We start from the raw sequence: 20851 nt of genomic DNA, 5'->3' as shown, positions 1-20851 counted from the left end.
GTTTAACTGATGACGAGATTATTCTGAGCGTAAACGGGGGAGTAGTTATTCTGTAAGACAAGGACTTAATGCAGAACGTTGCATCAAAAAAGTAGATTAACTTAGCAGGATAAAGATAAGAAATCTATTGCTTAGTTTTAAGTAGTTAAACCTAAAAAATAGCTTTTTAAATTATAATTTTTCAGTTCAGTTTATGACATACATAAATATAGAAAGTCAAAAGAAAAATACTTTCGATGCCATCGTAATTGGTTCAGGCATTAGTGGAGGTTGGGCAGCTAAAGAATTGACAGAGAAAGGCTTGAAAACTTTAGTCTTGGAAAGAGGAAGAGACGTAAAGCACATTTCGGATTATCCTACAGCCATGATGAATCCTTGGGAATTTCCACATCATGGAAAAATTCCTTTGGCTCTTCATGATGAATATAAAATTCCTAAAAGTCATTATATTTTTGGAGAAAGTACTTTACATTTTTTAGTGAAAGATGCCGAACAAGAATATGTTCAGGATGCTCCTTTTACTTGGATGCGTGGCTACCAAGTAGGAGGAAGGTCACTGCTTTGGGCAAGACAAACCCAACGTTGGAGTGATTTTGATTTTGAAGGCCCAGCCCGTGATGGTTTTGCGGTAGATTGGCCCATTCGTTACGCCGATATTACACCTTGGTATAGTTATGTAGAAAAATTTGTTGGAATTACAGGCAATAAAGACGCTTTGCCCGAATTACCAGATGGCGAATTTCTAGCTCCGCACGAAATGTCTTGTGTTGAAAAACATTTTAAACAACAAGTATCAAAAAATTACGGAAAAGGTCGTCATGTAATTATTGGCAGGGCTGCACATCTTACCGAAACCAAAGCGATTCATCAAAAACAAGGAAGAAGTAAATGTCAGCACCGCACGATGTGCGAAAGAGGTTGCCCACTTGGTGGATACTTTAGCAGTAATTCTTCTACTTTACCATGGGCTGAAAAAACGGGAAACTTTACATTACGTCCGCATTCTGTTGTACATTCAATTATTTATGATGATAAAAAAGGCAAAGCCATAGGCGTAAGGGTAATAGATGCTCTTTCTGGAGAGATGATAGAATTTTATGCAAAAATCATTTTCTTGAATGCCTCAGCTATCAATTCAAACCTGATTTTATTGAATTCTACGTCAAATCGTTTCCCTAATGGTTTAGGAAACGATAATGGTTTGTTGGGAAAGTTTATCGCTTTTCATACCTATCAAGGTAGAATTTCAGCAGAGTATGATGGATATTTAGATTCAACTACCGATGGGAGAAGACCGAATGCAAGCTACGTGCCAAGATTTAGAAATGTTTTTAAGCAAGAAACTGATTTTTTAAGAGGCTACGCAGCAGGTTTTTCAGCTTCTCGCAATCCCGTTCAACCTTATGATGAAATGGGTGAAAACTTGAAAAGTAAATTATTGAGCAATGATTTAGGCTTATGGCAAGTCGGCTCGCACATGATGGGCGAAACGATTCCGAAAGAAGAAAGTACGGTAAGTTTAGATAAAAATTTGAAAGACAAGTACGGCATTCCGCAGTTAAGAATTTCTGTAAAGTTTGATGAAAACGACCGCAAAATGATGAAAGATTTTCATGAACAATTTGCTGAAATGTACACTAAAGCTGGTTTTACCAACATTCAGTTGCATGAAACTCATCGAATGCCTGGTTCAGAAAATCATGAAATGGGTGGCGTAAGAATGGGAAAAGGCCCAAAAACTTCTTTGTTGAACAAATGGAATCAGCTTCATACGTGTAAAAATGTATTTGTAACGGATGGTGCGTGTATGACTTCCACTGCCACACAAAATCCATCACTTACTTATATGGCACTTACCGCACGGGCGGTTGATTATGCGGTAAAACAGATGAAGGCAATGAGGTTGTAAGAAGCAAGAGATTAGACGTAAGAATCAAGAAATTAAATAGATTATGAAAGTTGTGACAAGAAAGTACTTTCATTGTAAATGAGTTTCAAAAAAACATTAATTCACAACTCACTAACTCACAATTAAAGACTCATGAATCCAAACTCACGACGTACTTTTCTTAAAAATACTTTAGCTTTTGCCAGTTTGGCGATGCTTGAAACTTCTTTGGATTTCAAAAAAGCAAAACCCTTATTGTCGTTTTCAACTTTAGGTTGTCCGAATTGGTCTTTTGATACCATTCTGAAATACGCAGTTGATAATGCTTATGATGGCATTGAAATAAGAGGTATTCAAAAGCAATTGGATTTAACTAAATGTCCAGAGTTTTCTTCCTTCAATATTGCTGAAACTAAGAGAAAAGTAGCCGATAACAAGCTAAAAATTGTTGATTTGGGTTCTTCAGCAGAATTGCATCATGCAGATTTAAGTAAAAGAAAAACACAATTGGACGAAGCCAAACGCTTTATTGATTTAGCTGCAAAATTAGATTGTCCTTTTATCAGAGTATTTCCCAATGATTTGCCCAAAGACCAAGACGAAGCCCAAACGATAGATTTAATCATCAAAGGCTTGTTGGAGCTTGGCGATTACGCCAAAGGTTCGTCTGTTTCGGTATTATTGGAATCTCACGGAAAAGTAATTCAGACGGATTTACTCTTGAAAATCATGAAAGCCTCAGAACATCCCAATGTTGGAATGGTTTGGGATATTTTCAATATGTGGTCGATTACGAAAGAAAGCCCAACTTTCGTCTATCAAAAACTTCATCCATACATTCGCCATACGCATATCAAAGATGCCAATTTATTGAATGGCAAAGAAGAATACGTACTTCTGGGCAAAGGCGAAGCTCCAATTGCGGAGGCTGTGAAAGTTTTATCAAAAGGTGGCTACAAAGGTTTTTATAGTTTTGAATGGGAAAAACTTTGGCATCCCGAAATCCAAGAGCCTGAAATTGCTATTCCAGATTTTCCGATGGCCATTAAAAAGTATTTTTAAGGATGTAATTTAGGGTTTTCGATATGGTAGAGTTTTAAAGAGTGTTTATTATTGATTCTGTAAACAGGATGTTGTAGCGTATTGATGATATAACTTACGCCAATTAAACTGGCACTAATGATAGCAATGGTGGAATTTATCTTTACAGAAGGTTTACTGATTTGGTTCAAAACATCAAATGCAATAAGGAAAACACCTGCACCACCTAAAGCACTCACGCCTTTCATGCCTAGCACTTCTTTTTTTCCACCAGCATAAATCTTTTTTATATCCTTGAATTTTACTTCTTGAAGGTCAAAAATAGAATGTTGGTTTTCGTAAGGAAAGTACAAAAAGGAACTATCGGTCAATTCGATAATTTTAAGGTGTTGCTTTTTCTTCGTGGAAAATGATTTGAACGTAATATAACTTCCTTCATGAAAATGTATATTTCGGGTTTTGCCAGTCATTTGTAAAGTAAGACAGCGAAGTATCTCCTGTTTTTTTATCAGGAAGTTTCTGAGCGAAAAGATTAGTGATTTCAAAAAAAAAGCAAAAAAGTAAAAGAAATATTTTCATCGTTTGTGCAATTAATGTTTTGTTGAGAACGAGCGACGAGATTTAGTATTTTTGAAATGATTAATATTAAGATTTTTTAACATTCGGTCTTTGACAATGAAGTACTTATTGGAAAACTGTAAAAACGATATTTCATTTGTATATTTGTATTGATACCATTTTATTGGTTTTATATAAAAGTTTGAAAAAATGATTAATAGCCAAATATTATTTTGTAAAACTTAACAAAGCCAATTAAAATAATTATTTTTGGGTTCTTTTATCCAAAAAATCAGTTGAAATAAGTTTTTAACAAGAAAAAATTAAACTATGTCAAGTTTATCTTCTCAAAAAGGTGTATTGCACGGAGATGCAGTGCAAGAGCTCTTCGAAATCGCTAAAAAGCACCAGTTTGCTTTACCAGCCGTAAACGTTACGGGAACAGATACAGTAAATGGCGTTTTAGAAGCAGCAAAAGCCGTAAATTCACCAGTTATTGTTCAGTTTTCAAACGGAGGTGCTCAGTTTTACGCAGGTAAATCATTACCAAACGGAAAACAAGAAGCTTCAATTGCAGGTGCTATTTCAGGTGCTCACCACGTTCACCAATTAGCAGAAGTTTATGGTGTTCAGGTAATTTTACATACTGACCACTGTGCTAAGAAATTGTTACCTTGGTTAGACGGTTTGTTGGACGCTGGCGAGAAGTTTTATGCTTTACATGGTAAGCCATTATTCTCTTCACACATGATTGACCTTTCTGAAGAACCAATCGAAGAGAACATCGAAATCTGTAAAACATATCTTGAGAGAATGGCTAAATTAGGCATGACGCTAGAAATTGAATTAGGTGTAACAGGCGGAGAAGAAGATGGTGTTGATAACTCGGACGTTGATTCTTCAAAATTATATACTCAACCTTCTGAAGTAGCTTATGCTTATGAAGAATTGAGCAAAATTTCTCACCGTTTCACAATTGCTGCTGCTTTCGGAAACGTACATGGTGTTTATAAACCAGGTAACGTGAAATTGTCTCCAGTAATTCTTCATAATTCTCAGGAATTTGTGAAAGAAAAATTCAGTTTAACTGCTGAGAAACCAATCAACTTCGTATTCCACGGTGGTTCTGGTTCTTCTCGTGAGGAAATTCGTGAAGCACTTTCTTATGGAGCTATCAAAATGAACATTGATACAGATTTACAATGGGCATTCTGGGAAGGTATTTTAGGATACTACAAAGCGAAAGAAGGTTATTTACAAGGACAAATTGGTAACCCAGAAGGAGAAGATTCACCAAATAAGAAATATTACGATCCACGTGTTTGGTTACGTAAAGGCGAAGATACTTTTGTAAGCCGTTTAAAATTAGCTTTTGAAGATTTGAACGCAGCTAATGCAAATCAATATTTATAGTAGTTTATGAGTTTAGAGTTTATGAGTTTAAAGTTTAGGATTGAGGAGTTTAGTTTTAGTATTCATTTAGTTTAAAGCTTATGAAAAGCTATAGTAAATAATTCTATTGCATTATTGTACTTTAAACTTTTAACTCATAAACCCTAAACTCAAAAAAAGAGTTAGATTTCATTATGATGAAGTCTGACTCTTTTTTTATGGATAATTTTTAAATTTCAATATTGCTATTTAGAAAAATCTCCTTAACTTTGCACCCCAATTAAAGAGCAATTATGTGGCTGGGCAATCTGTATGAAGCAAGCAATTGTTTATCAGACCTTTAAAGTTACCGCTGGTTGTCTTTTGGATAAATTATTTAAGAATTTAACAGCAAAATAATCAAGAAATGAACGAGTTAATTAAATTCGTAGAAGCTGAAAATGCTGCACGCCGTGCAGAATTGCCCGAGTTTTCAGCAGGTGATACCATCAATGTTTCTATCAAAATCCGTGAAGGTGCTAAAGAACGTATTCAGGTATTCCAAGGAACTGTAATCCAACGTCGTAATAGCGGTGCTGGTGAAATGTTTACAGTACGTAAAATTTCAAACGGTATCGGTGTTGAGAAAATCTTCCCTTTATTATCACCAAACATCGATAAAATCGAAGTATTGCGTAGAGGTAAAGTTCGTCGTGCTAGATTATTCTATCTACGTGGCAAACAAGGTAGAGCAGCAAAAGTTAAGGAATTGGTTAAGAAAAAATAGTCATACTGATTTTTCAATAAAAAAGGTCTTTACTCATCGAGTAAAGACCTTTTTTATTGAAAAGATGTGCTTAGAAAAATATTCCAAAGCTAACAACACCTTTCAAATAACTATTGTTGATAATGGCTGAACTAAAGCTTTTTGTATTATTCAAAACATAAGGATTAAATGCTTGAGTCGTTTCTGCATATAATCCAGTGAAATCAACATAAAAATCGCTAGTTCGAAAACCAAGTCCTGCTGAATAAATTAACGTAGAACGATTGATGGCATTTGAACCTTGGTCATAATTAAATGAATATGGACTAGGTTGATAATTTACACCAGCTCTTAAACTTACCATACTCATTAGTCTATATTCAGCTCCAACTTTTAAATTGAAAACATTTTTTAAATCTCTTCGCAATTTTTGAGTATAGTAATCCAAATCATCAGCTAAATATTGGTCATTGGTTGTAGTACTCATTTTAGTACTTGTATAAGCTAAATACTCAACATCTGCCGAAACAAAACCTTTTTTAGCAAAGAAAAGAGCTATACCAATGTTTGCTTTTAATGGAGTTCTTAATTGATAGTTATCGCTAAATGGAGTAGTTGTCAATAAAGGAACATTCGTTAAATAGCGAGAACCATCTTTTTCCAGAATCCCATACCCTGAGCTTTTTAAGCGGTTAATAATTCCAACCGTTTCACTGTCCGTTCCGTTTGGTAATACGACTCCCAAGCCAGCTTTTCCTGCATTAGCACTATTTACATCTGCTTTTAGGCTTGAACTTAATGTTTCATCAACATCATACCAAGTAGGGGTTGTGATAGATGCACCAAAACGAATCATTTCATTTGGTTTGACGATTGCTCCAAAGGTTAAATTAATCCCACTACCACTTGTTGAATAAAATTTTGATTGAGTAAGTCCGTTGAAAGCAGTATTGTTAACATACTGTTCGCTGTATTGTGAACGTGTTTCATATCTAAAACTTGGAATGCCTAAAGAGAAACCAATATATGTTTTTTCATTAGGTGTGCCACCATAAGCAATAGTCCATTGGCTTGAACGTCCAGTTGATTCGAATGAATATTTTTGGTCTGAAATGAAAGATTGTTCTGTTGCCTTAAAATTTTGTGAATTATTTTGGTCAGGGCTAATTAAAAACGACCAATAGTAGAGATTTCTAGTTAAATCAAAATTTGGTGCTTGTACAACCGCATCAACAAAATCACTTACGCCTAAGTTATAGTCACTGGCTTCTCTACTTACTTGTTGGGCAAAAGCATCGGCTATTGAACTTGTATTATTTCTATCACCAAACTTGATATTATTGTAAAATGTATTTTGGCGAGAATAGTTAATTGACCAAGAACCTCTCCAACCTTCTTTGTACTGAGGCTGACTTCCACCAAATACAACACCGATATTAGCAATGTTGAAATTACTTTCACTTGATTTTGTATTGGTGCTGATATAATTGGAATTATTTGAAGTATTTTGAAAAGCAGGAGTGAAGTTAAATTCAGAACGAGTATAAAAGCCTAAACCTGCTGGGTTTCCTGAGGCAGAGCCAATGTCTGCTCCTAAGGCAGCATGATTTCCTCCTAATGCCTGAAAACGTGCCGAACCAGTAGGAGCGGTTTGTCCGAATAATTTTGCTAAAGCGTCGAAATTATTGTCTTGTGCATTTGCCGATAAAATTGTAAAAATCGATAATGCAGAAATTAGACGAATAGGGATTTTCATATCTAATAATTTTTAAGATGTTATTGCTTTATTGGATAAACAATTCAATCGAAATTAAGTAAACTAATCAGTAAGATAAATATAAGACAGCCATAATTACAAATGCCCTCATTTCTTTTGAAGAATATTTTCATGAAAACGTTAAAAAGCCCCACAAAGTACATCTCTGTGAGGCTTATTGTGAATCATGAATGCTGAAATGATTTATTAACGTGGACCACGAGATCCGCCAGAACTTGATCCTCCACTGCTACTTCCACCACTAGAGCCACCACTTGAAGAACCTCCCCAAGATGAAGTGTTTGTAGTTGTTCTGCTAGCATTGTTCGATGAAGAGTTATTATTAGACCAGTTCCAAGAACTATTGTTAGTACTACGATTAGTTGATGTATTACTTCCAGACGAACTTGATGAATTGTAATTCGTAGCTCTTTGTGGTCGTGAATAATATCCATCATTGTTATTACTTGAATAACTTGAATTTGTTCTTGCACCTCTTTGGCTACCAGAAGCACTATTGTTGTTATTAAAGTTGCCATTGTAAGACGACTGAGAGTAAGACTCACGAGTACGTTTTACAGGAGCTGTATAACCACCATTTGAATATCCGCTGTTAGCACCTGTAACCACTGAGCCATAACCATAATTATTATACACGTAAGTATTTCCGTAGCCTCTGCCACCATAATAATTATATCCCCAAGGATCATAATAGCCACTGTAGCCGAATGGACTGTAAGCGAAAGAGTTATATCCCCAAGGACTGTAGCCAAAGCTAGAGTACAAACCATATCCCCAACGGTTACCTCCGAATGCCCAAGAATCGTAGGCATAAGGTGACGAATACGGGCTATAACCATAACCAAATGGACTCCAAGCACTATATCCATAGCCTAAACCAAATGTTATGCCTGGGTTGTTATACCAATTGTTTACACCATAATTATTGTAATTGTTGTAATTACTGTAAGGTGTTTGATTTTGGTAATAACTACGAGAGTTCATCCAATTTTGAGAATAATACTCATCAGTACTTTGGGTGTTATTGTTATTATTTCTGTATTCAGGATTACGATTTGCATATTCTTCTTCAGTTTCAGAATAATACAAACTTTCTTTGCTTAATAATGAAGCAGGGCGAGCTTCACTAGCAGAAGCGTAGAGATCATCATAGACCCCTGAAGAAGACGAATTTGCGACTTGTTTTGAGGAGCTACATCCCCAAACGACACTTGACAACACTAAGGCTGAGAAGAGTTTGATGGATTTTAGAATGTTCATGTCTTTTATCGTTTAAGATTCTTGTTAATGATTTAGGTAGATGATTTTAGTACTAAACACTGGAAAACCAGACGAGAAACTAAAAACAAGAAACAATCAGCTTAATTTTTGTGTCAAACTTACAACAAAAACTTATCTTTGCAACAAGTTAGCTACGTCATTAACAAAATTATTTCTTGGAAAGTTTCAATATAAAATATTGATAATGAGATTGTATTTGGCAAAATTAGCCATTTTATACATGACAATTAACGAAATAATTACCCCTATTCAAGAACGTAAATAATGGCGAATAATTATTTATTTTTTCAATTACCAATTTATACGAAATGAGCAAAAGCCTACCAAAACGTAGCGAAAATTATTCTGAGTGGTATAACGAACTCGTGAAAAGGGCTGATTTAGCCGAAAATTCTGCTGTGCGTGGTTGCATGGTAATAAAACCTTATGGCTATTCAATCTGGGAGAAAATGCAACGTGCTTTAGACGATATGTTTAAAGAAACTGGACATACCAATGCGTACTTCCCTTTGTTTGTCCCAAAAAGTTTGTTTGAGGCAGAAGAAAAAAATGCTGAAGGATTCGCCAAAGAATGTGCCGTTGTAACTCACTATCGTTTAAAAAATAATCCAGATAAGCCTGGGAAATTAATGGTTGATCCTGAAGCTAAACTTGAGGAGGAACTAATCGTTCGTCCTACCAGTGAAGCAATTATCTGGAGTACTTATAAAAACTGGATTCAGTCTTATCGTGATTTACCTTTGTTAATCAATCAATGGGCAAACGTTGTTCGTTGGGAAATGCGTACTCGTCTTTTCCTTCGTACCGCAGAATTCCTTTGGCAGGAAGGCCACACAGCACACGCTACTCGTGAAGAAGCAATTGCAGAAACCGAGCAAATGTTACATGTGTACGCTACTTTTGCAGAAGAATTTATGGCAGTGCCAGTAATTCGTGGAAAGAAAACAGCTAATGAACGTTTTGCAGGTGCAGAAGATACCTATTGTATCGAGGCAATGATGCAAGATGGTAAAGCATTACAAGCAGGAACTTCACACTTTTTAGGACAAAATTTTGCAAAAGCATTTGATGTGAAATTTGTATCTAAAGAAAACAAACAAGATTATGTTTGGGGTACTTCTTGGGGCGTTTCTACTCGTTTAATGGGAGCATTAATTATGGCTCATTCAGATGATGAAGGGTTAATACTTCCGCCAAAATTAGCACCTATTCAAGTAGTAATTGTGCCAATTTTTAAAGGGGAAGAACAATTGAATTTAATTTCTGAAACAGTTTTACCAATTGTAGCTGAATTAAAGAAAAAAGGAATCTCTGTTAAATTTGATCATTCTGATAAACAATCTCCAGGTTTTAAATTTGCTGAATATGAATTGAAAGGTGTACCTATAAGATTAGCGATTGGTGCAAGAGATTTGGCAAATGGTACTGTAGAGGTAGCTCGTAGAGATACTAAAGAGAAAAAAACTTATGCAATCAGCGAAATCGTTGAAACTGTAAGTAATCTTCTTGAAGATATTCAAACAAATATTTATCAAAGAGCTTTAAACTTTAGATTTGAGAATACTCATCAAGTAGATACTTGGGATGAGTTTACAAAGATTTTAGAAGAGAATCCTGGCTTTATTGCGGCACACTGGGATGGAACTCCTGAAACAGAAGAGAAAATCAAAGAGCTAACGAAAGCTACTATTCGTTGTATCCCTTTAGAGGCTGTTGAAGAAGAAGGTAAATGTATCTTGACGGGTAACCCTTCGTCGAAGAGAGTAATCTTTGCAAAGTCTTATTAAGATAATTTTCGCTTGAAAATAATTAGCCCTTAGCTTTAAACAAAGCTAAGGGCTTTTTTCTTAGACGGATTGTTTTTGTCTTGTATCGTAGAATTTTAATGACTTATTTGATGTAAAGCTTGGTTAGATTTAAGGTGTTTTTTACGTTTTTCTTGATTCATAGAAAGTCTCTGATGTGAGATGGTTCTAAGGATTCCCACTTTAATTTTAACTTTCAATGCAATCGTTTCTGATTTGAAAGTATTTTTTCCTTTCAAGAGTTCTTCAGTTATTTTAATCGCTAGGATTTCAACTGATTCAATATCTAAAGTGGTTATAGTGCTTAACATCGACGTAAAAATCTTTATATGATAAGATGTAACTTATAGATGATACTTTAAGCAAAGTATAATTGAACGGTATATTTATTTGGGTATGTTAGTAATATATTTTTTATTTACCTAAGTAGCTCAATTGAGGCATTGGGAAAATTGACATTTGATATACGCCTATGCAAATATTGGAGTAATAGGCATCAAAACATCAACTGAAGAAGTATGTTTTAGTAGTATTTTAGAAAACAGAACCAATTATCCATTTTTTGGAACAAATTTGACGCTTTTTTTGGAAAAATGGAGAATATTGGAAATACATTCAAAATATAATTGCTTCTCTAAAAAGAGTGTAAGATTTACATAGAGTACTGATAAACCTAAGTTAATGCTTTAAATCTTCTAAAAATTCGATGGGAGTCTTTCCAGTGTGTAATCTAAATACTCTGTAAAAATTACTTTTTGTAGAGAAACCAGCTTCATGATACAATTGGTCTATTGTATATTTTTTTAAAATACCGTCTTTCAATAATTGAATGGCATAGTTAATCCGCCACTCATTTTTATAATCAGAAAACTTCTTGGAAAGATGATAATTGAAGTAATAACTAAGATGATGAATAGGAATATTTAAGGATTCTGAAAGCTCAATAATAGTAAAGTTATCATTAAGATAGGGTTTGTCGTGCAAAAAGTAATTCTCAATGATTGAGTTTATTTCCGCTAGTTTAGCATCGTCTAACTTAAAATTTGGTTTATTACTTTTTTCGGTTTTTACTTCAGTCAGTTTCTCTTCAATAAAAAGTTCCTCTCCTTCATCAGAAATTCCATATAAAACTCTTGGAAAAAAGAAGATAGAAATGTTTAATATGAAATATACAAAAATGGCATAATCCATCAAATCATTAAAAAAAAGTCCAATATTTTCAGATAGCTTATAATTATTACTGAATAATATCGTAAGTGTAGTTAAAGTAATTGTAAGTAGAACACTCAGAATTGAAAAAATCCATAACCATTTGATGGTAGATGTGAATATTATTTTCTGAAAAGAATGACTTTTAAGATGCCTGTAGAGTAAATATAATTGTGCAACACTTAAAGTTAAATTTAGGAAGGGTCTTAAGACAAAGTAAAATTTAAAGTTAAAAAAGTAGGTAGGAGTATAAATGAAAATATTATTTATATCTTCTAAAATCAATTTTGCAATTTGATGTTTGTGCTCATTTGATGAAAATAACTGTGGAATAATGTCAATAAAACATAATAATCCGGGCAAGACAATAAGTAAATCCCATTTATTGAAGCGTATTTTTTTCAGAAGCATGAATTTTACATACCAGTAAGCAAAAGGACGAGTCAGTAATGATATTGGAAGAATTATGCCATAGAAAAATGAAATCAAAAATTCATTTTTATTTTTTAAAGCACTAAGGTAATACAAAGCAAAAATACCCATCGTAAGAAAATGAAGGGATAAAAATATGTTAGCTTTATTTTTACTCTTTAAATATGGGAAGCTAAAAATAGCCACAATTATGCCTATGATGTACACAATCCTGACAATTTCATTTTTTAAATATTCCATGTAATACATTAGTTATTCTCTGATTCTATTTACAGCAATTGAGAGAAATAGGTCTAAACATATTGATATATTTTAATATTAACTAATAAAATTTCAATATCAGTAAATGCTCTTTTAGCGAAACAACTGTTAAACACTTCTAGGTGAAGTGTTTAATTTCTGTTTTGTAAGTTTAATATTAAGGCTTAATGAAGTGTGTATTAGGAGTTAATCTCTTCCAAAAATTCAATTGGTGTTTTACCGGTGTGTAGTCGGAATACTCTGTAGAAATTACTTTTTGTGGAAAATCCAGCTTCTTGATAAAGCTGTTCGATAGTGTATTTTTTTAAAATACCTTCTTTTAATAATTGAATGGCATAATTTACTCGCCATTCATTTTTATAATCAGAGAATTTCTTTGAAAGATAATAATTAAAAAAATAACTAAGGTGATGAATTGGAATATTTAGTGATTCAGAGAGTTTATTAATACTGAAGCTATCATCTAAATAAGGTTTTTCCTGAACAAAGTAATTTTGAATCATTACTTCTATTTCAGATAACCTAGTTTCCTCTATTTTGAATGAGGCTTTTACATAGTCATCAGATTTGTTATGGGCTACTATTATTTCAGGATAGTTATTTAACCTTTCTTGCTCTGATTCGTTGTACAAACCATAAAGTATTTTGGGAAATAGGAATACTGAAATGTTTAAACTCAAGAATAAGAAATTAGTCGCATTCGCTAAGATAACAGCATTATCATAGCTGATTTTTATCTGATGATTTAGACTGTTGATTGAAATAGATAGCAATGATAATGCCAACGTAATCATAAAACCAATTATGGAAAAAGTCCATAACCAGCGATAAGTAGTCGGGAAATTAACTTTATGATTTGGGTTATCTCTAAAATGTTTATAGAGCATAATCACTTCTGCTATAGAAACAGTCAAACTGAAAATTGGTCTGAAATTAAAGTGAAATTGAGGTGTCCCGAAATATGTTACTGGATATCTAAATATATTATTTTGGTCTTCAATGATTAAATGAGCAATTTTTAGTTTATAATCAAAAGAAGTAAGTGAGTAAGGTGTAATATCTATCACATATAATAATGAAGGAAGAATAAGTAGATAATCCCAGTGCTTGAATTCAATCTTTTTGGTAATCATCGACCGCACATACCAGTAAGAAAGCGGACGAAACAGATATATTAAAGGAGCAGTTGTAGCATATAGTGAGGCAACAATATTAGGATTACCGTTATTAATTAAGTTATAATGAAGTAACGCATAAATTGCAGAAACCAAAAAATAAGATGATAGGAATATATTAGACTTATTTTTACTTTTTAAATACGGAAAAGTTATCAGCGCAATGACAATGCCAATAGCTGAAAGATTTTTACATATTTCATTGATAAAATAGTCGAGGTAATACATGAAAAAGGATAGAGATAGTCAGCAAAAGTGAACATGTGTTAATATATTCGCTTGTAAGAATAAAAATGTTTTAACGTTAAAAGTTAAATGCTAAATTATTGTAATTGGTTCTATATAACAAGGAATACTTTTAATTTCGGCTTTCCTTTAACATATATTGAGTATATATTACTACTCAGTGTTATTAAAAAGCTTTCTACATACGCTAATAGTAAATTGCAGAAAGCTTTTTTTGTTTATTTTTTGATTTCATTTTTGTAAACGACACCGTCTTTCATTACAAATTTTACTTTTTCTAAACTTGTAATATTCTCTAGTGGATTGCCCTCAACAGCTATGATGTCAGCAAATTTACCATTGGTAATTGACCCGATTTTATCTTTCCAATCCAATAAATCTGCAGCATTAATAGTAGCTGCTTGAATAGCTTGAATAGGACTTAGTCCGAATTTTACCATATAAAAAAACTGTTTGGCATTCCAACCATGTGGATACACACCTGCATCCGAGCCGAAAGCTATTTTTACGCCAGCTTTAGCGGCTTTTTCAAAATTTTCTCTTTGTAGCCTTCCTACCAATCTTTCTTTTTCAATGATTTTTTGTGGATAACCCAATTTCCCATATTCACTCAAAATATAATCATCATTATAAATATCAGCAACTAAGTAAGTGCCGTACTTTTTCATGAGTTGTATGCCTTCTTCATCAACAAAACTTCCATGTTCTATTGAAGCAACACCTGCTTTTACAGCCATTTTTATGGCTTCTGCACCATGAGCATGAGCACAAGTTTTTCGTCCCCAAACTTTGGCTTCTTCTACAATGGTATTCATTTCTTCCTGAGTGTATTGTGGCGCACCGACGCTTTCTTCTTCTGATAAAACCCCAGCACTTGCTCCAAATTTAATGACATCTGCTCCGTACTTTACGTTGTAACGGACTTGTTTTCGGAGTTCATCCACACCATCGGCAACGCCAGACATTTGTTTAGGAAATTGGGATGATAAAAAAGGTGAAAATCCATTCAAGTCTCCATGACTACCAGTAGAACCAATAAACAAAGTAGCGACTTTTAATCTTGGCCCAACAATTTCACCATTATTAATCGCATTTCTTAAAGCAACGTCCACAAAAGCCGCAGCACCGACATCTCTACAAGCGGTAAAACCAGCTTCTAAAGTTCTTTTCGTAAAAATATGAGCGGTAACGGCATAATCCATTGGCGTTTTTCTGAAAATATCGGCATAATAATCACCACTTGGCTGACTTGTGATATGGGTATGACAATCTATCAAACCTGGTAAAACTGTTGCATTACTCAAATTAATAATTTCTGCATTTTTAGGAATGCTGATGTTTGAACCAATTCCAACGATGGTATTGCTATCAATCAAAATGATTTGATTTTTAAGTATTTCTCCTGAAATCACGTCAATCAATTTGCCAGCTTTGATGGCTTTGATTTTGCTTTGGGAAAATGTAACATTGATAAGTCCCAGAAAGAGAGCAAAGAATAGTTTTAGTTTCATGATGAATGCTGATTGATTAAATACTGGAAAGATAATTTATATTTTTTGAATTCCTATTCTGATAAAATTCACAGAAGAGAAATATTATCTTCAAGGCTTTGTATTTTGAAACAAGTATGACGCTACAATTTATTTATCTTTGAAGGCTTAAATCCTTAAAATATTTCAATAAAAATATATGAACATCAATTGTAGTGGTCAACTTATTGATTTGTCTGTACCTAAAATCATGGGTATTTTAAATATTACTCCCGATTCATTTTATGCGAATAGTCGTTATGATGATTTGTCGAAAGTATTGATTCAGGTTGAAAAAATGCTTTCAGCAGGAGCTACTTTTTTAGATATTGGTGGCCATTCGACCAGACCAGGTGCTAGACCAGTTGGTGCTGAAGAAGAATTATCAAGAGTAATTCCTGTAGTTGAAAGTATTTTAAAACGTTTTCCAGAAGCGTTAATTTCTATTGATACTTTTCGTTCGGAAATAGCTTCAAAATGTGTTGAAGCTGGTGCCGTTATGGTGAATGATGTTTCAGGCGGATTATTGGATGATAAAATGTTTGAAACTGTAGCCAGTTTAAATATACCTTATGTATTGATGCACAGCAGAGGCACTCCTGAAACCATGCAACAAATGACGGATTATGACGATTTAGTAGTTGATGTTCTGGACGATTTACAACAGAAAGTATCGCAATTACGCCAATTCGGTCAAAAAGATATTATTATTGATTTAGGTTTTGGATTTGCTAAAACAGCCGACCAAAATTATATATTATTAAATCATTTAAAAGATTTTGAAGTAATGAACTGCCCGATGTTGGTAGGAGTATCCAGAAAATCAATGATTTGGAGAAAGCTTAACATCACAGCCAACGAAGCACTTAATGCTACTACTGTTTTGAATACGATTGCTTTAATGAAAGGTGCAAATATTTTACGTGTTCATGATGTTGCGGAAGCGATTGAAGCGGTAAAATTAGTGGATTTGTTGACGATAGGGGAGAAGTAGAAGTAAATTAGCTTGAGTGAAAAATTGTCACTCAAGCTAATTTGAATATTAAGCGGTTACTAGCAATTGTGCTAATAAATAGTCTGCAATCAAAACAGCAATACAACTATTTGTAACGGCAGCTGTACTTGCTTGACCAACTTCTAAAGCACCACCGCCAGTGAAGTAACCTTTGAAAGCGGAAATAGAGACTATCAAAAAGGCAAAAACAACAGATTTGATTAAAGCAAAAGGAACATTGGATGCATTAAATTCAAACTGAATACCTTGAATATATTCTTGTGGAGAAATTGCCCCTGTTAACCAACCCGCTAAATAACCGCCATAAATAGAAAGAAATGCGGCTAAAGTAACTAACATCGGGAAAACTATGATTGAAGCAATTACTTTTGGGAGTACCAAATAAGAAGTAGAGTTAATTCCCATTACTTCTAATGCGTCAATTTGTTCTGTTATCCTCATTGTTCCTAGTTCACCAGCGATATTTGAACCTACTTTTCCTGCTAAAACAATTCCTGTAATGGTTGGAGCGAATTCAAGAATGGTTGAGTCTCGAACAATTAAACTAATGATATAATGTGGAACAAATGGGTTATCTAAATTAGCCGCAGTTTGTACACAAGTAACTGCACCTAAAAAGAAAGAAACAATTGAAACAATTAATAATGAGCCAATCCCAATTTGTACGGCTTCATCAATAGTTAATCTTGTATATACTTTGAATTTTTCTCTATTTGTGAAGAGTTTTCCTAAGAAAATAAAATATTTACCTATTATAGACATTCTTTGTTGAGGTTTTTCACGATTGAAATTACTTAGCTAAGAAAAATGTTTAAACCTTTTTACGATTAAATCATTTTTAAATTTAGACATAATATAACAAAGATAATGAACAAAACGATAGTAGTAACAGGTGGTACAAAAGGTATTGGCAGAGCCATCGTCAATAAGTTTGCCAATGAAGGCTTCAAAGTGATTACTTGTGCAAGAACCAACGATGAACAGTTTCCTGAAAATGTACTTTTTTTCAAAGCTGATTTATCTAAAAAAACAGAAGTATTAGCTTTTGCTGATTTTGTAAAAGCTTCCGTTTCGCAAGTGGATATACTGGTTAATAATACTGGTTTCTTTTTACCTGGACAAATTCATAACGAAGCTGAGGGTACTTTGGAAGCCATGATTGAAACCAATTTATACAGTGCTTATCATCTTACAAGGGCTTTAGTTCAAGATATGATTGATAAAAAAGCAGGTTATATTTTCAATATTTGTTCAGTAGCAAGTATTGTAGCTTATACAAATGGTGGTTCGTATTGTATCTCTAAATTTGCGATGTTGGGAATGAGCAAAGTATTAAGAGAAGAATTAAAACCTCATGGTGTGCGTGTTACAAGTATCCTTCCGGGGGCAACTTTTACCAACTCTTGGGCTGGTGTAGAATTACCCACAGAAAGATTTATCGCCTCTGATGATATTGCAGATGTAATTTGGGCAGCCAATGCTTTGCCAGTGACTACTGTTTTAGAAGAAATTGTAATGCGTCCGCAATTGGGGGATTTATAATTAATTTATGGTGCTGGAGTCATTTTTACTGTAGCATCAACATCTGAAATGCCTAATTGTGGAAAAGAAGCTTTGCTGTTGAAATCGAAATTTTTATCAGTAAGTTGAACCACAGTTAGGCTTCCAGCACTTAGTCCTGCTACATTTATACCTGTAATTTCAATTGTTGCTTCATTATTTGTGAATTTCCAAGTACCATTGCTTGAGGTATTTCCATTGTTATCAATCGCAGTAACTGTTCCATTCGTTTTAAAGCTTAGTCTTACTTTCGATAAATCATAACCGTTACTTGCTTGATCTCTTGAATAAACAACAACCAATCCCCCAGAGGCCGAAGCTGATTGTACTTGCCAAACTGTACTTGTAAGATTTTCTGTTTTAGTTTTGAGCGTAACTGTAGCTTTGTCGTCTTTACAACTAAAGATTAAAAATATAAGTAAAAAAGATAATACAGTAAATTTTAAATGTGTCATTTGAAAATTGGTTTAATAAATAAATTGATAACCTACTAACGTAGGTTTACCTGAAAAGATTTTATTTTCAACATAATCATCTCAAACAAAAAAAGCACTCCCGAAGAAGTGCTTTTTTTGTTGCTTTCATATTGACTAAAAGAACTTAGCTCTGTTATCAACCACTTTCGCATTTTCTTTGATTGCTTCGTTGATATAGAATGATGTTCTTTGTCCTGCCATCATTTTTGCTGTGTTTTTATAAAGTGTTAAATCCGCTATTGCTGGTGCTGGAGTAGATTTAGTTGTTTCCATAATGAAAACACCACCTTCGCCTTTGAAAGGCTTAGAACGTTTTCCTACTTTCAAACCGAATGCTTTACCAATTGCTGTTGGATCTGCACCTGCACTAGTTAATACACCTTGTGCTAAAGTAATATCAGTTGCCGTTTCTACTAAAGCTCCTGCTCCGTATTTCTGAGCGATTTGCTCTAAAGTACCTGAAATGCCCGCTAATTTTTTCTCAATTTGTTCTGCTTTCAAATCTCCTTTAACTCTTGCTGTTAATTCTTCTCTGAAATCATCTACTTTCACTTTTTCTTTATCAGTACTTCCTGTTACTAAAGCAACAATGTATTGGTTATCATTTTGGAAGACATCTGAAACCGAACCTACTTTAGTATCATCATTAAATGCCCAACGAACAATGTCACGTGCATTTTGTAAGTTATTGAAACTTGACGCTCCTTCTGGAATTCTATCTCCACGAAGCATCAACAATGTTTTGTCTTTTTTCAAACTTGCTTCAAAAGCTTCTTTCGTAGTATTTTCTGCTGCAAAAGCATCTGCTTTACGCAATACTTCATCCATTGTAGATTGACTTGGTGCAATCGTGCGGTTGATAGCGGCTAATTTATAACGAGTGTTTGTCTTAGCTTCTGTTACTTTTACGATGTGGTAACCAAAATCAGTTTCAACAATACTTGGCAATAAACCTGTTCCAGAGAAAGCGAAAACAGCGTTTTCAAATGGTTTTACCATTCCACCATTGTTTTTGAAGTAACCTAAATCTCCTCCTTGTTGTGCAGTTCCATCAGTACCAAATTGTTGAGCCATTGCTTCAAAGCTTGCTCCACCTTTAATTTGTGCTAAAATACCTTCTGCACGCTTACGAGCTGTTGCTTTTACTGAATCAGAAGCATCTTTTGGAGCATTGATTAAGATATGACTAGCACGAACTGTGAATAAAGAATCTTTTTGGATACCGCCGTATTTATAGATTGAGTAAGTCAAACCATTTTTGAATGGGCCATAAATACCTCCTGGAGTCATGTTTCCTAACTGTCCTTTTACAGCTTCAGGAATTTCTGCTAATGTTGAATAATAAGGAGTTTTAACATCCGAATTCATCATCGCAAATGCCGAATCATTTTTAGCAATCGCTAATTCTTTCGCCAAACGCTTTAAATCGTTGTAGAAAGATGCAGTATCTAATTTAGAAGGAATAACTGGGAACGTTACGTACTGAATAGAACGTGTAGTTTGTCCTTGGAATAAATCTTTGTGCGATGATAAATATTCTTCTAACTGAGCATCTGTTACTTTAATCGTAGAGTCTGCTACCGAATAGAATGGTACGTACAAATAACGTGCATCTACTTTTGACGTTTGTGCAACATAGTCTTTTTGAGCTTCAACATTTGTTGTATATGTTGACATCTTCAAAAGGTTTTCATACTTTAATCTCAAACGGTCTTGGCTCAATGATTTCTCAAAATTAACCCAAGCTTGTTGTTGTGCTGCAGGAAGTGTTTTGAAGTTTTTCAAAAACTGAATTACATAATTCTTATCGAACTGTCCTGTTTGTGGATTTGTAAATTGCTGACGAACTGAAGGGTGAATATTTGTTCCTTGAACCATATCAACCAATTCAGCAGGAGAAACTGTAAGTCCTAATGTTTCGTATTCTTTGCCATAAGCTAAATCCAAGATGTATTGATTCCAAACTTGGTCACGAATCATCGATACTTCTTGTTCTCCAGGGCTACGACCAGACTGTTGTTGGTATTGTTGCGTAATTTCGTCAACTTTATTTTGAAAATCTTGGTATTTAATCGTTTCTCCTCCGATTTCACCAACTGCGTCTTTTGCACCGCCGAAGAAACTTGAACGACCTTGAAAAATGTCTCCTCCGATAAGAAAGAGAATTAAACTGATGGCGATTGCCGCCGCCGCAATCCCCGACTTTTCTCTGATTTTGGTAATTAATGCCATTTTTAAATATTAAGTTATTGTTTTTCGCTATCTATCAGCTCCAAAGCATCAAAGACAAGGTTTTTGATAAAGAAATTACAATGTGATACTAATCTTCTGATAGATTCTAGGGAACCCAAAAGAAACGCAAAATAATTACTTTATTGGCTAATATCAAAATGTGAATGATGATGTACTTTGTGCATTTATGCTTAATCGACTGAGTGTTAGCTAAATATTGGACTATAAT

Annotated in this window: 17 protein-coding genes; 7 read left to right on the top strand and 10 right to left on the bottom strand. The window is 34.0% G+C overall.

The genetic code is table 11. The features are described 5' to 3' along the window. Positions 1–193 precede the first annotated feature (193 nt). Together HNP25_RS09375 and HNP25_RS09370 are read left to right on the top strand one after the other, a co-directional pair. Positions 194–1909 (top strand): FAD-dependent oxidoreductase, encoded by a 1716-nt coding sequence (locus HNP25_RS09375; protein WP_184133596.1) that lies wholly within the window; start codon positions 194–196, stop codon positions 1907–1909. Between the two features lie 132 nt (positions 1910–2041). Further along, positions 2042–2950, top strand: a complete 909-nt coding sequence (locus HNP25_RS09370) for a sugar phosphate isomerase/epimerase family protein (RefSeq protein WP_184133594.1) — start codon at positions 2042–2044, stop codon at positions 2948–2950. On the opposite strand, the gene HNP25_RS09365 is transcribed toward HNP25_RS09370, so the two are convergent. Then, complete coding sequence (locus HNP25_RS09365; protein ID WP_184133592.1) at positions 2947–3399, bottom strand: hypothetical protein; 453 nt, start codon at positions 3397–3399, stop codon at positions 2947–2949. The genes HNP25_RS09370 and HNP25_RS09365 overlap by 4 nt on opposite strands. Positions 3400–3817: 418 nt before the next feature. Here HNP25_RS09365 and fbaA point away from each other — a divergent pair, with 418 nt between their 5' ends. Together fbaA and rplS are read left to right on the top strand one after the other, a co-directional pair. Beyond that, complete coding sequence (gene fbaA, locus HNP25_RS09360; protein ID WP_184133590.1) at positions 3818–4900, top strand: class II fructose-bisphosphate aldolase; 1083 nt, start codon at positions 3818–3820, stop codon at positions 4898–4900. A gap of 385 nt (positions 4901–5285) precedes the next feature. After that, positions 5286–5645: a 50S ribosomal protein L19 gene (gene rplS, locus HNP25_RS09355; RefSeq protein WP_184133588.1), complete on the top strand. Its 360-nt coding sequence runs from the start codon at positions 5286–5288 to the stop codon at positions 5643–5645. A gap of 70 nt (positions 5646–5715) precedes the next feature. Here rplS and HNP25_RS09350 read toward each other — a convergent pair whose 3' ends face one another. Both HNP25_RS09350 and HNP25_RS09345 read right to left on the bottom strand, forming a co-directional pair. Further along, positions 5716–7380, bottom strand: a complete 1665-nt coding sequence (locus tag HNP25_RS09350; protein WP_184133586.1) for a PorV/PorQ family protein — start codon at positions 7378–7380, stop codon at positions 5716–5718. Positions 7381–7587: 207 nt separating this feature from the next. Next, entirely contained in the window at positions 7588–8661 is a 1074-nt protein-coding gene (locus HNP25_RS09345) for a hypothetical protein (protein WP_184133584.1), read from the bottom strand. A gap of 329 nt (positions 8662–8990) precedes the next feature. Here HNP25_RS09345 and proS point away from each other — a divergent pair, with 329 nt between their 5' ends. After that, entirely contained in the window at positions 8991–10469 is a 1479-nt protein-coding gene (gene proS, locus HNP25_RS09340; RefSeq protein WP_184133582.1) for a proline--tRNA ligase, read from the top strand. Positions 10470–10564: 95 nt separating this feature from the next. Here proS and HNP25_RS09335 read toward each other — a convergent pair whose 3' ends face one another. The 4 genes from HNP25_RS09335 to HNP25_RS09320 form a co-directional block, all read right to left on the bottom strand. Further along, positions 10565–10798, bottom strand: coding sequence for a hypothetical protein (locus tag HNP25_RS09335; RefSeq protein WP_184133580.1), 234 nt, complete (start codon positions 10796–10798; stop codon positions 10565–10567). 367 nt (positions 10799–11165) lie between these two features. Then, complete coding sequence (locus HNP25_RS09330; RefSeq protein WP_184133578.1) at positions 11166–12368, bottom strand: helix-turn-helix domain-containing protein; 1203 nt, start codon at positions 12366–12368, stop codon at positions 11166–11168. Positions 12369–12568: 200 nt separating this feature from the next. After that, a complete protein-coding gene (locus tag HNP25_RS09325) occupies positions 12569–13792 on the bottom strand; it encodes a helix-turn-helix domain-containing protein (protein WP_184133576.1) in 1224 nt (407 codons plus the stop codon). A gap of 236 nt (positions 13793–14028) precedes the next feature. Continuing rightward, positions 14029–15321, bottom strand: a complete 1293-nt coding sequence (locus tag HNP25_RS09320; RefSeq protein ID WP_184133574.1) for a Xaa-Pro dipeptidase — start codon at positions 15319–15321, stop codon at positions 14029–14031. A gap of 178 nt (positions 15322–15499) precedes the next feature. Between HNP25_RS09320 and folP the strand changes: the two genes are divergently transcribed. Further along, positions 15500–16333 carry a dihydropteroate synthase gene (gene folP, locus HNP25_RS09315; protein WP_184133572.1) on the top strand — a complete coding sequence of 278 codons (834 nt, stop codon included), beginning with the start codon at positions 15500–15502 and terminating at the stop codon, positions 16331–16333. Positions 16334–16381: 48 nt separating this feature from the next. On the opposite strand, the gene HNP25_RS09310 is transcribed toward folP, so the two are convergent. Further along, on the bottom strand, positions 16382–17116 hold the full coding sequence (locus HNP25_RS09310) for an MlaE family ABC transporter permease (protein ID WP_184133570.1): 735 nt from the start codon (positions 17114–17116) through the stop codon (positions 16382–16384). Between the two features lie 105 nt (positions 17117–17221). On the opposite strand from HNP25_RS09310, the gene HNP25_RS09305 reads away from it, so the two are divergent. After that, positions 17222–17896, top strand: coding sequence for an SDR family oxidoreductase (locus tag HNP25_RS09305; protein ID WP_184133568.1), 675 nt, complete (start codon positions 17222–17224; stop codon positions 17894–17896). A 5-nt stretch (positions 17897–17901) separates the two neighbouring features. On the opposite strand, the gene HNP25_RS09300 is transcribed toward HNP25_RS09305, so the two are convergent. Both HNP25_RS09300 and HNP25_RS09295 read right to left on the bottom strand, forming a co-directional pair. Next, positions 17902–18369, bottom strand: coding sequence for a hypothetical protein (locus HNP25_RS09300; RefSeq protein ID WP_184133566.1), 468 nt, complete (start codon positions 18367–18369; stop codon positions 17902–17904). Positions 18370–18504: 135 nt separating this feature from the next. Further along, on the bottom strand, positions 18505–20622 hold the full coding sequence (locus HNP25_RS09295) for a peptidylprolyl isomerase (protein ID WP_184133564.1): 2118 nt from the start codon (positions 20620–20622) through the stop codon (positions 18505–18507). Between the last annotated feature and the right edge of the window lie 229 nt (positions 20623–20851).

The organism is Arcicella rosea (assembly GCF_014204325.1).
GTDB lineage: Bacteria > Bacteroidota > Bacteroidia > Cytophagales > Spirosomataceae > Arcicella > Arcicella rosea_A.
Note: the sequence above shows the minus strand (reverse complement) of the source record. Positions and strands in the feature narration are given on the sequence as shown.

Coding starts and splice junctions, on each gene's coding strand:
- HNP25_RS09305 (WP_184133568.1), top strand. CDS start 17,222: ATGAACAAAACGATAGTAGTAACAGGTGGTACAAAAGGTATTGGCAGA.
- HNP25_RS09320 (WP_184133574.1), bottom strand. CDS start 15,321: ATGAAACTAAAACTATTCTTTGCTCTCTTTCTGGGACTTATCAATGTT.
- HNP25_RS09350 (WP_184133586.1), bottom strand. CDS start 7,380: ATGAAAATCCCTATTCGTCTAATTTCTGCATTATCGATTTTTACAATT.
- proS (WP_184133582.1), top strand. CDS start 8,991: ATGAGCAAAAGCCTACCAAAACGTAGCGAAAATTATTCTGAGTGGTAT.
- HNP25_RS09370 (WP_184133594.1), top strand. CDS start 2,042: ATGAATCCAAACTCACGACGTACTTTTCTTAAAAATACTTTAGCTTTT.
- folP (WP_184133572.1), top strand. CDS start 15,500: ATGAACATCAATTGTAGTGGTCAACTTATTGATTTGTCTGTACCTAAA.
- rplS (WP_184133588.1), top strand. CDS start 5,286: ATGAACGAGTTAATTAAATTCGTAGAAGCTGAAAATGCTGCACGCCGT.
- HNP25_RS09295 (WP_184133564.1), bottom strand. CDS start 20,622: ATGGCATTAATTACCAAAATCAGAGAAAAGTCGGGGATTGCGGCGGCG.
- HNP25_RS09300 (WP_184133566.1), bottom strand. CDS start 18,369: ATGACACATTTAAAATTTACTGTATTATCTTTTTTACTTATATTTTTA.
- HNP25_RS09310 (WP_184133570.1), bottom strand. CDS start 17,116: ATGTCTATAATAGGTAAATATTTTATTTTCTTAGGAAAACTCTTCACA.
- HNP25_RS09325 (WP_184133576.1), bottom strand. CDS start 13,792: ATGTATTACCTCGACTATTTTATCAATGAAATATGTAAAAATCTTTCA.
- HNP25_RS09345 (WP_184133584.1), bottom strand. CDS start 8,661: ATGAACATTCTAAAATCCATCAAACTCTTCTCAGCCTTAGTGTTGTCA.
- fbaA (WP_184133590.1), top strand. CDS start 3,818: ATGTCAAGTTTATCTTCTCAAAAAGGTGTATTGCACGGAGATGCAGTG.
- HNP25_RS09330 (WP_184133578.1), bottom strand. CDS start 12,368: ATGGAATATTTAAAAAATGAAATTGTCAGGATTGTGTACATCATAGGC.
- HNP25_RS09365 (WP_184133592.1), bottom strand. CDS start 3,399: ATGACTGGCAAAACCCGAAATATACATTTTCATGAAGGAAGTTATATT.
- HNP25_RS09375 (WP_184133596.1), top strand. CDS start 194: ATGACATACATAAATATAGAAAGTCAAAAGAAAAATACTTTCGATGCC.
- HNP25_RS09335 (WP_184133580.1), bottom strand. CDS start 10,798: ATGTTAAGCACTATAACCACTTTAGATATTGAATCAGTTGAAATCCTA.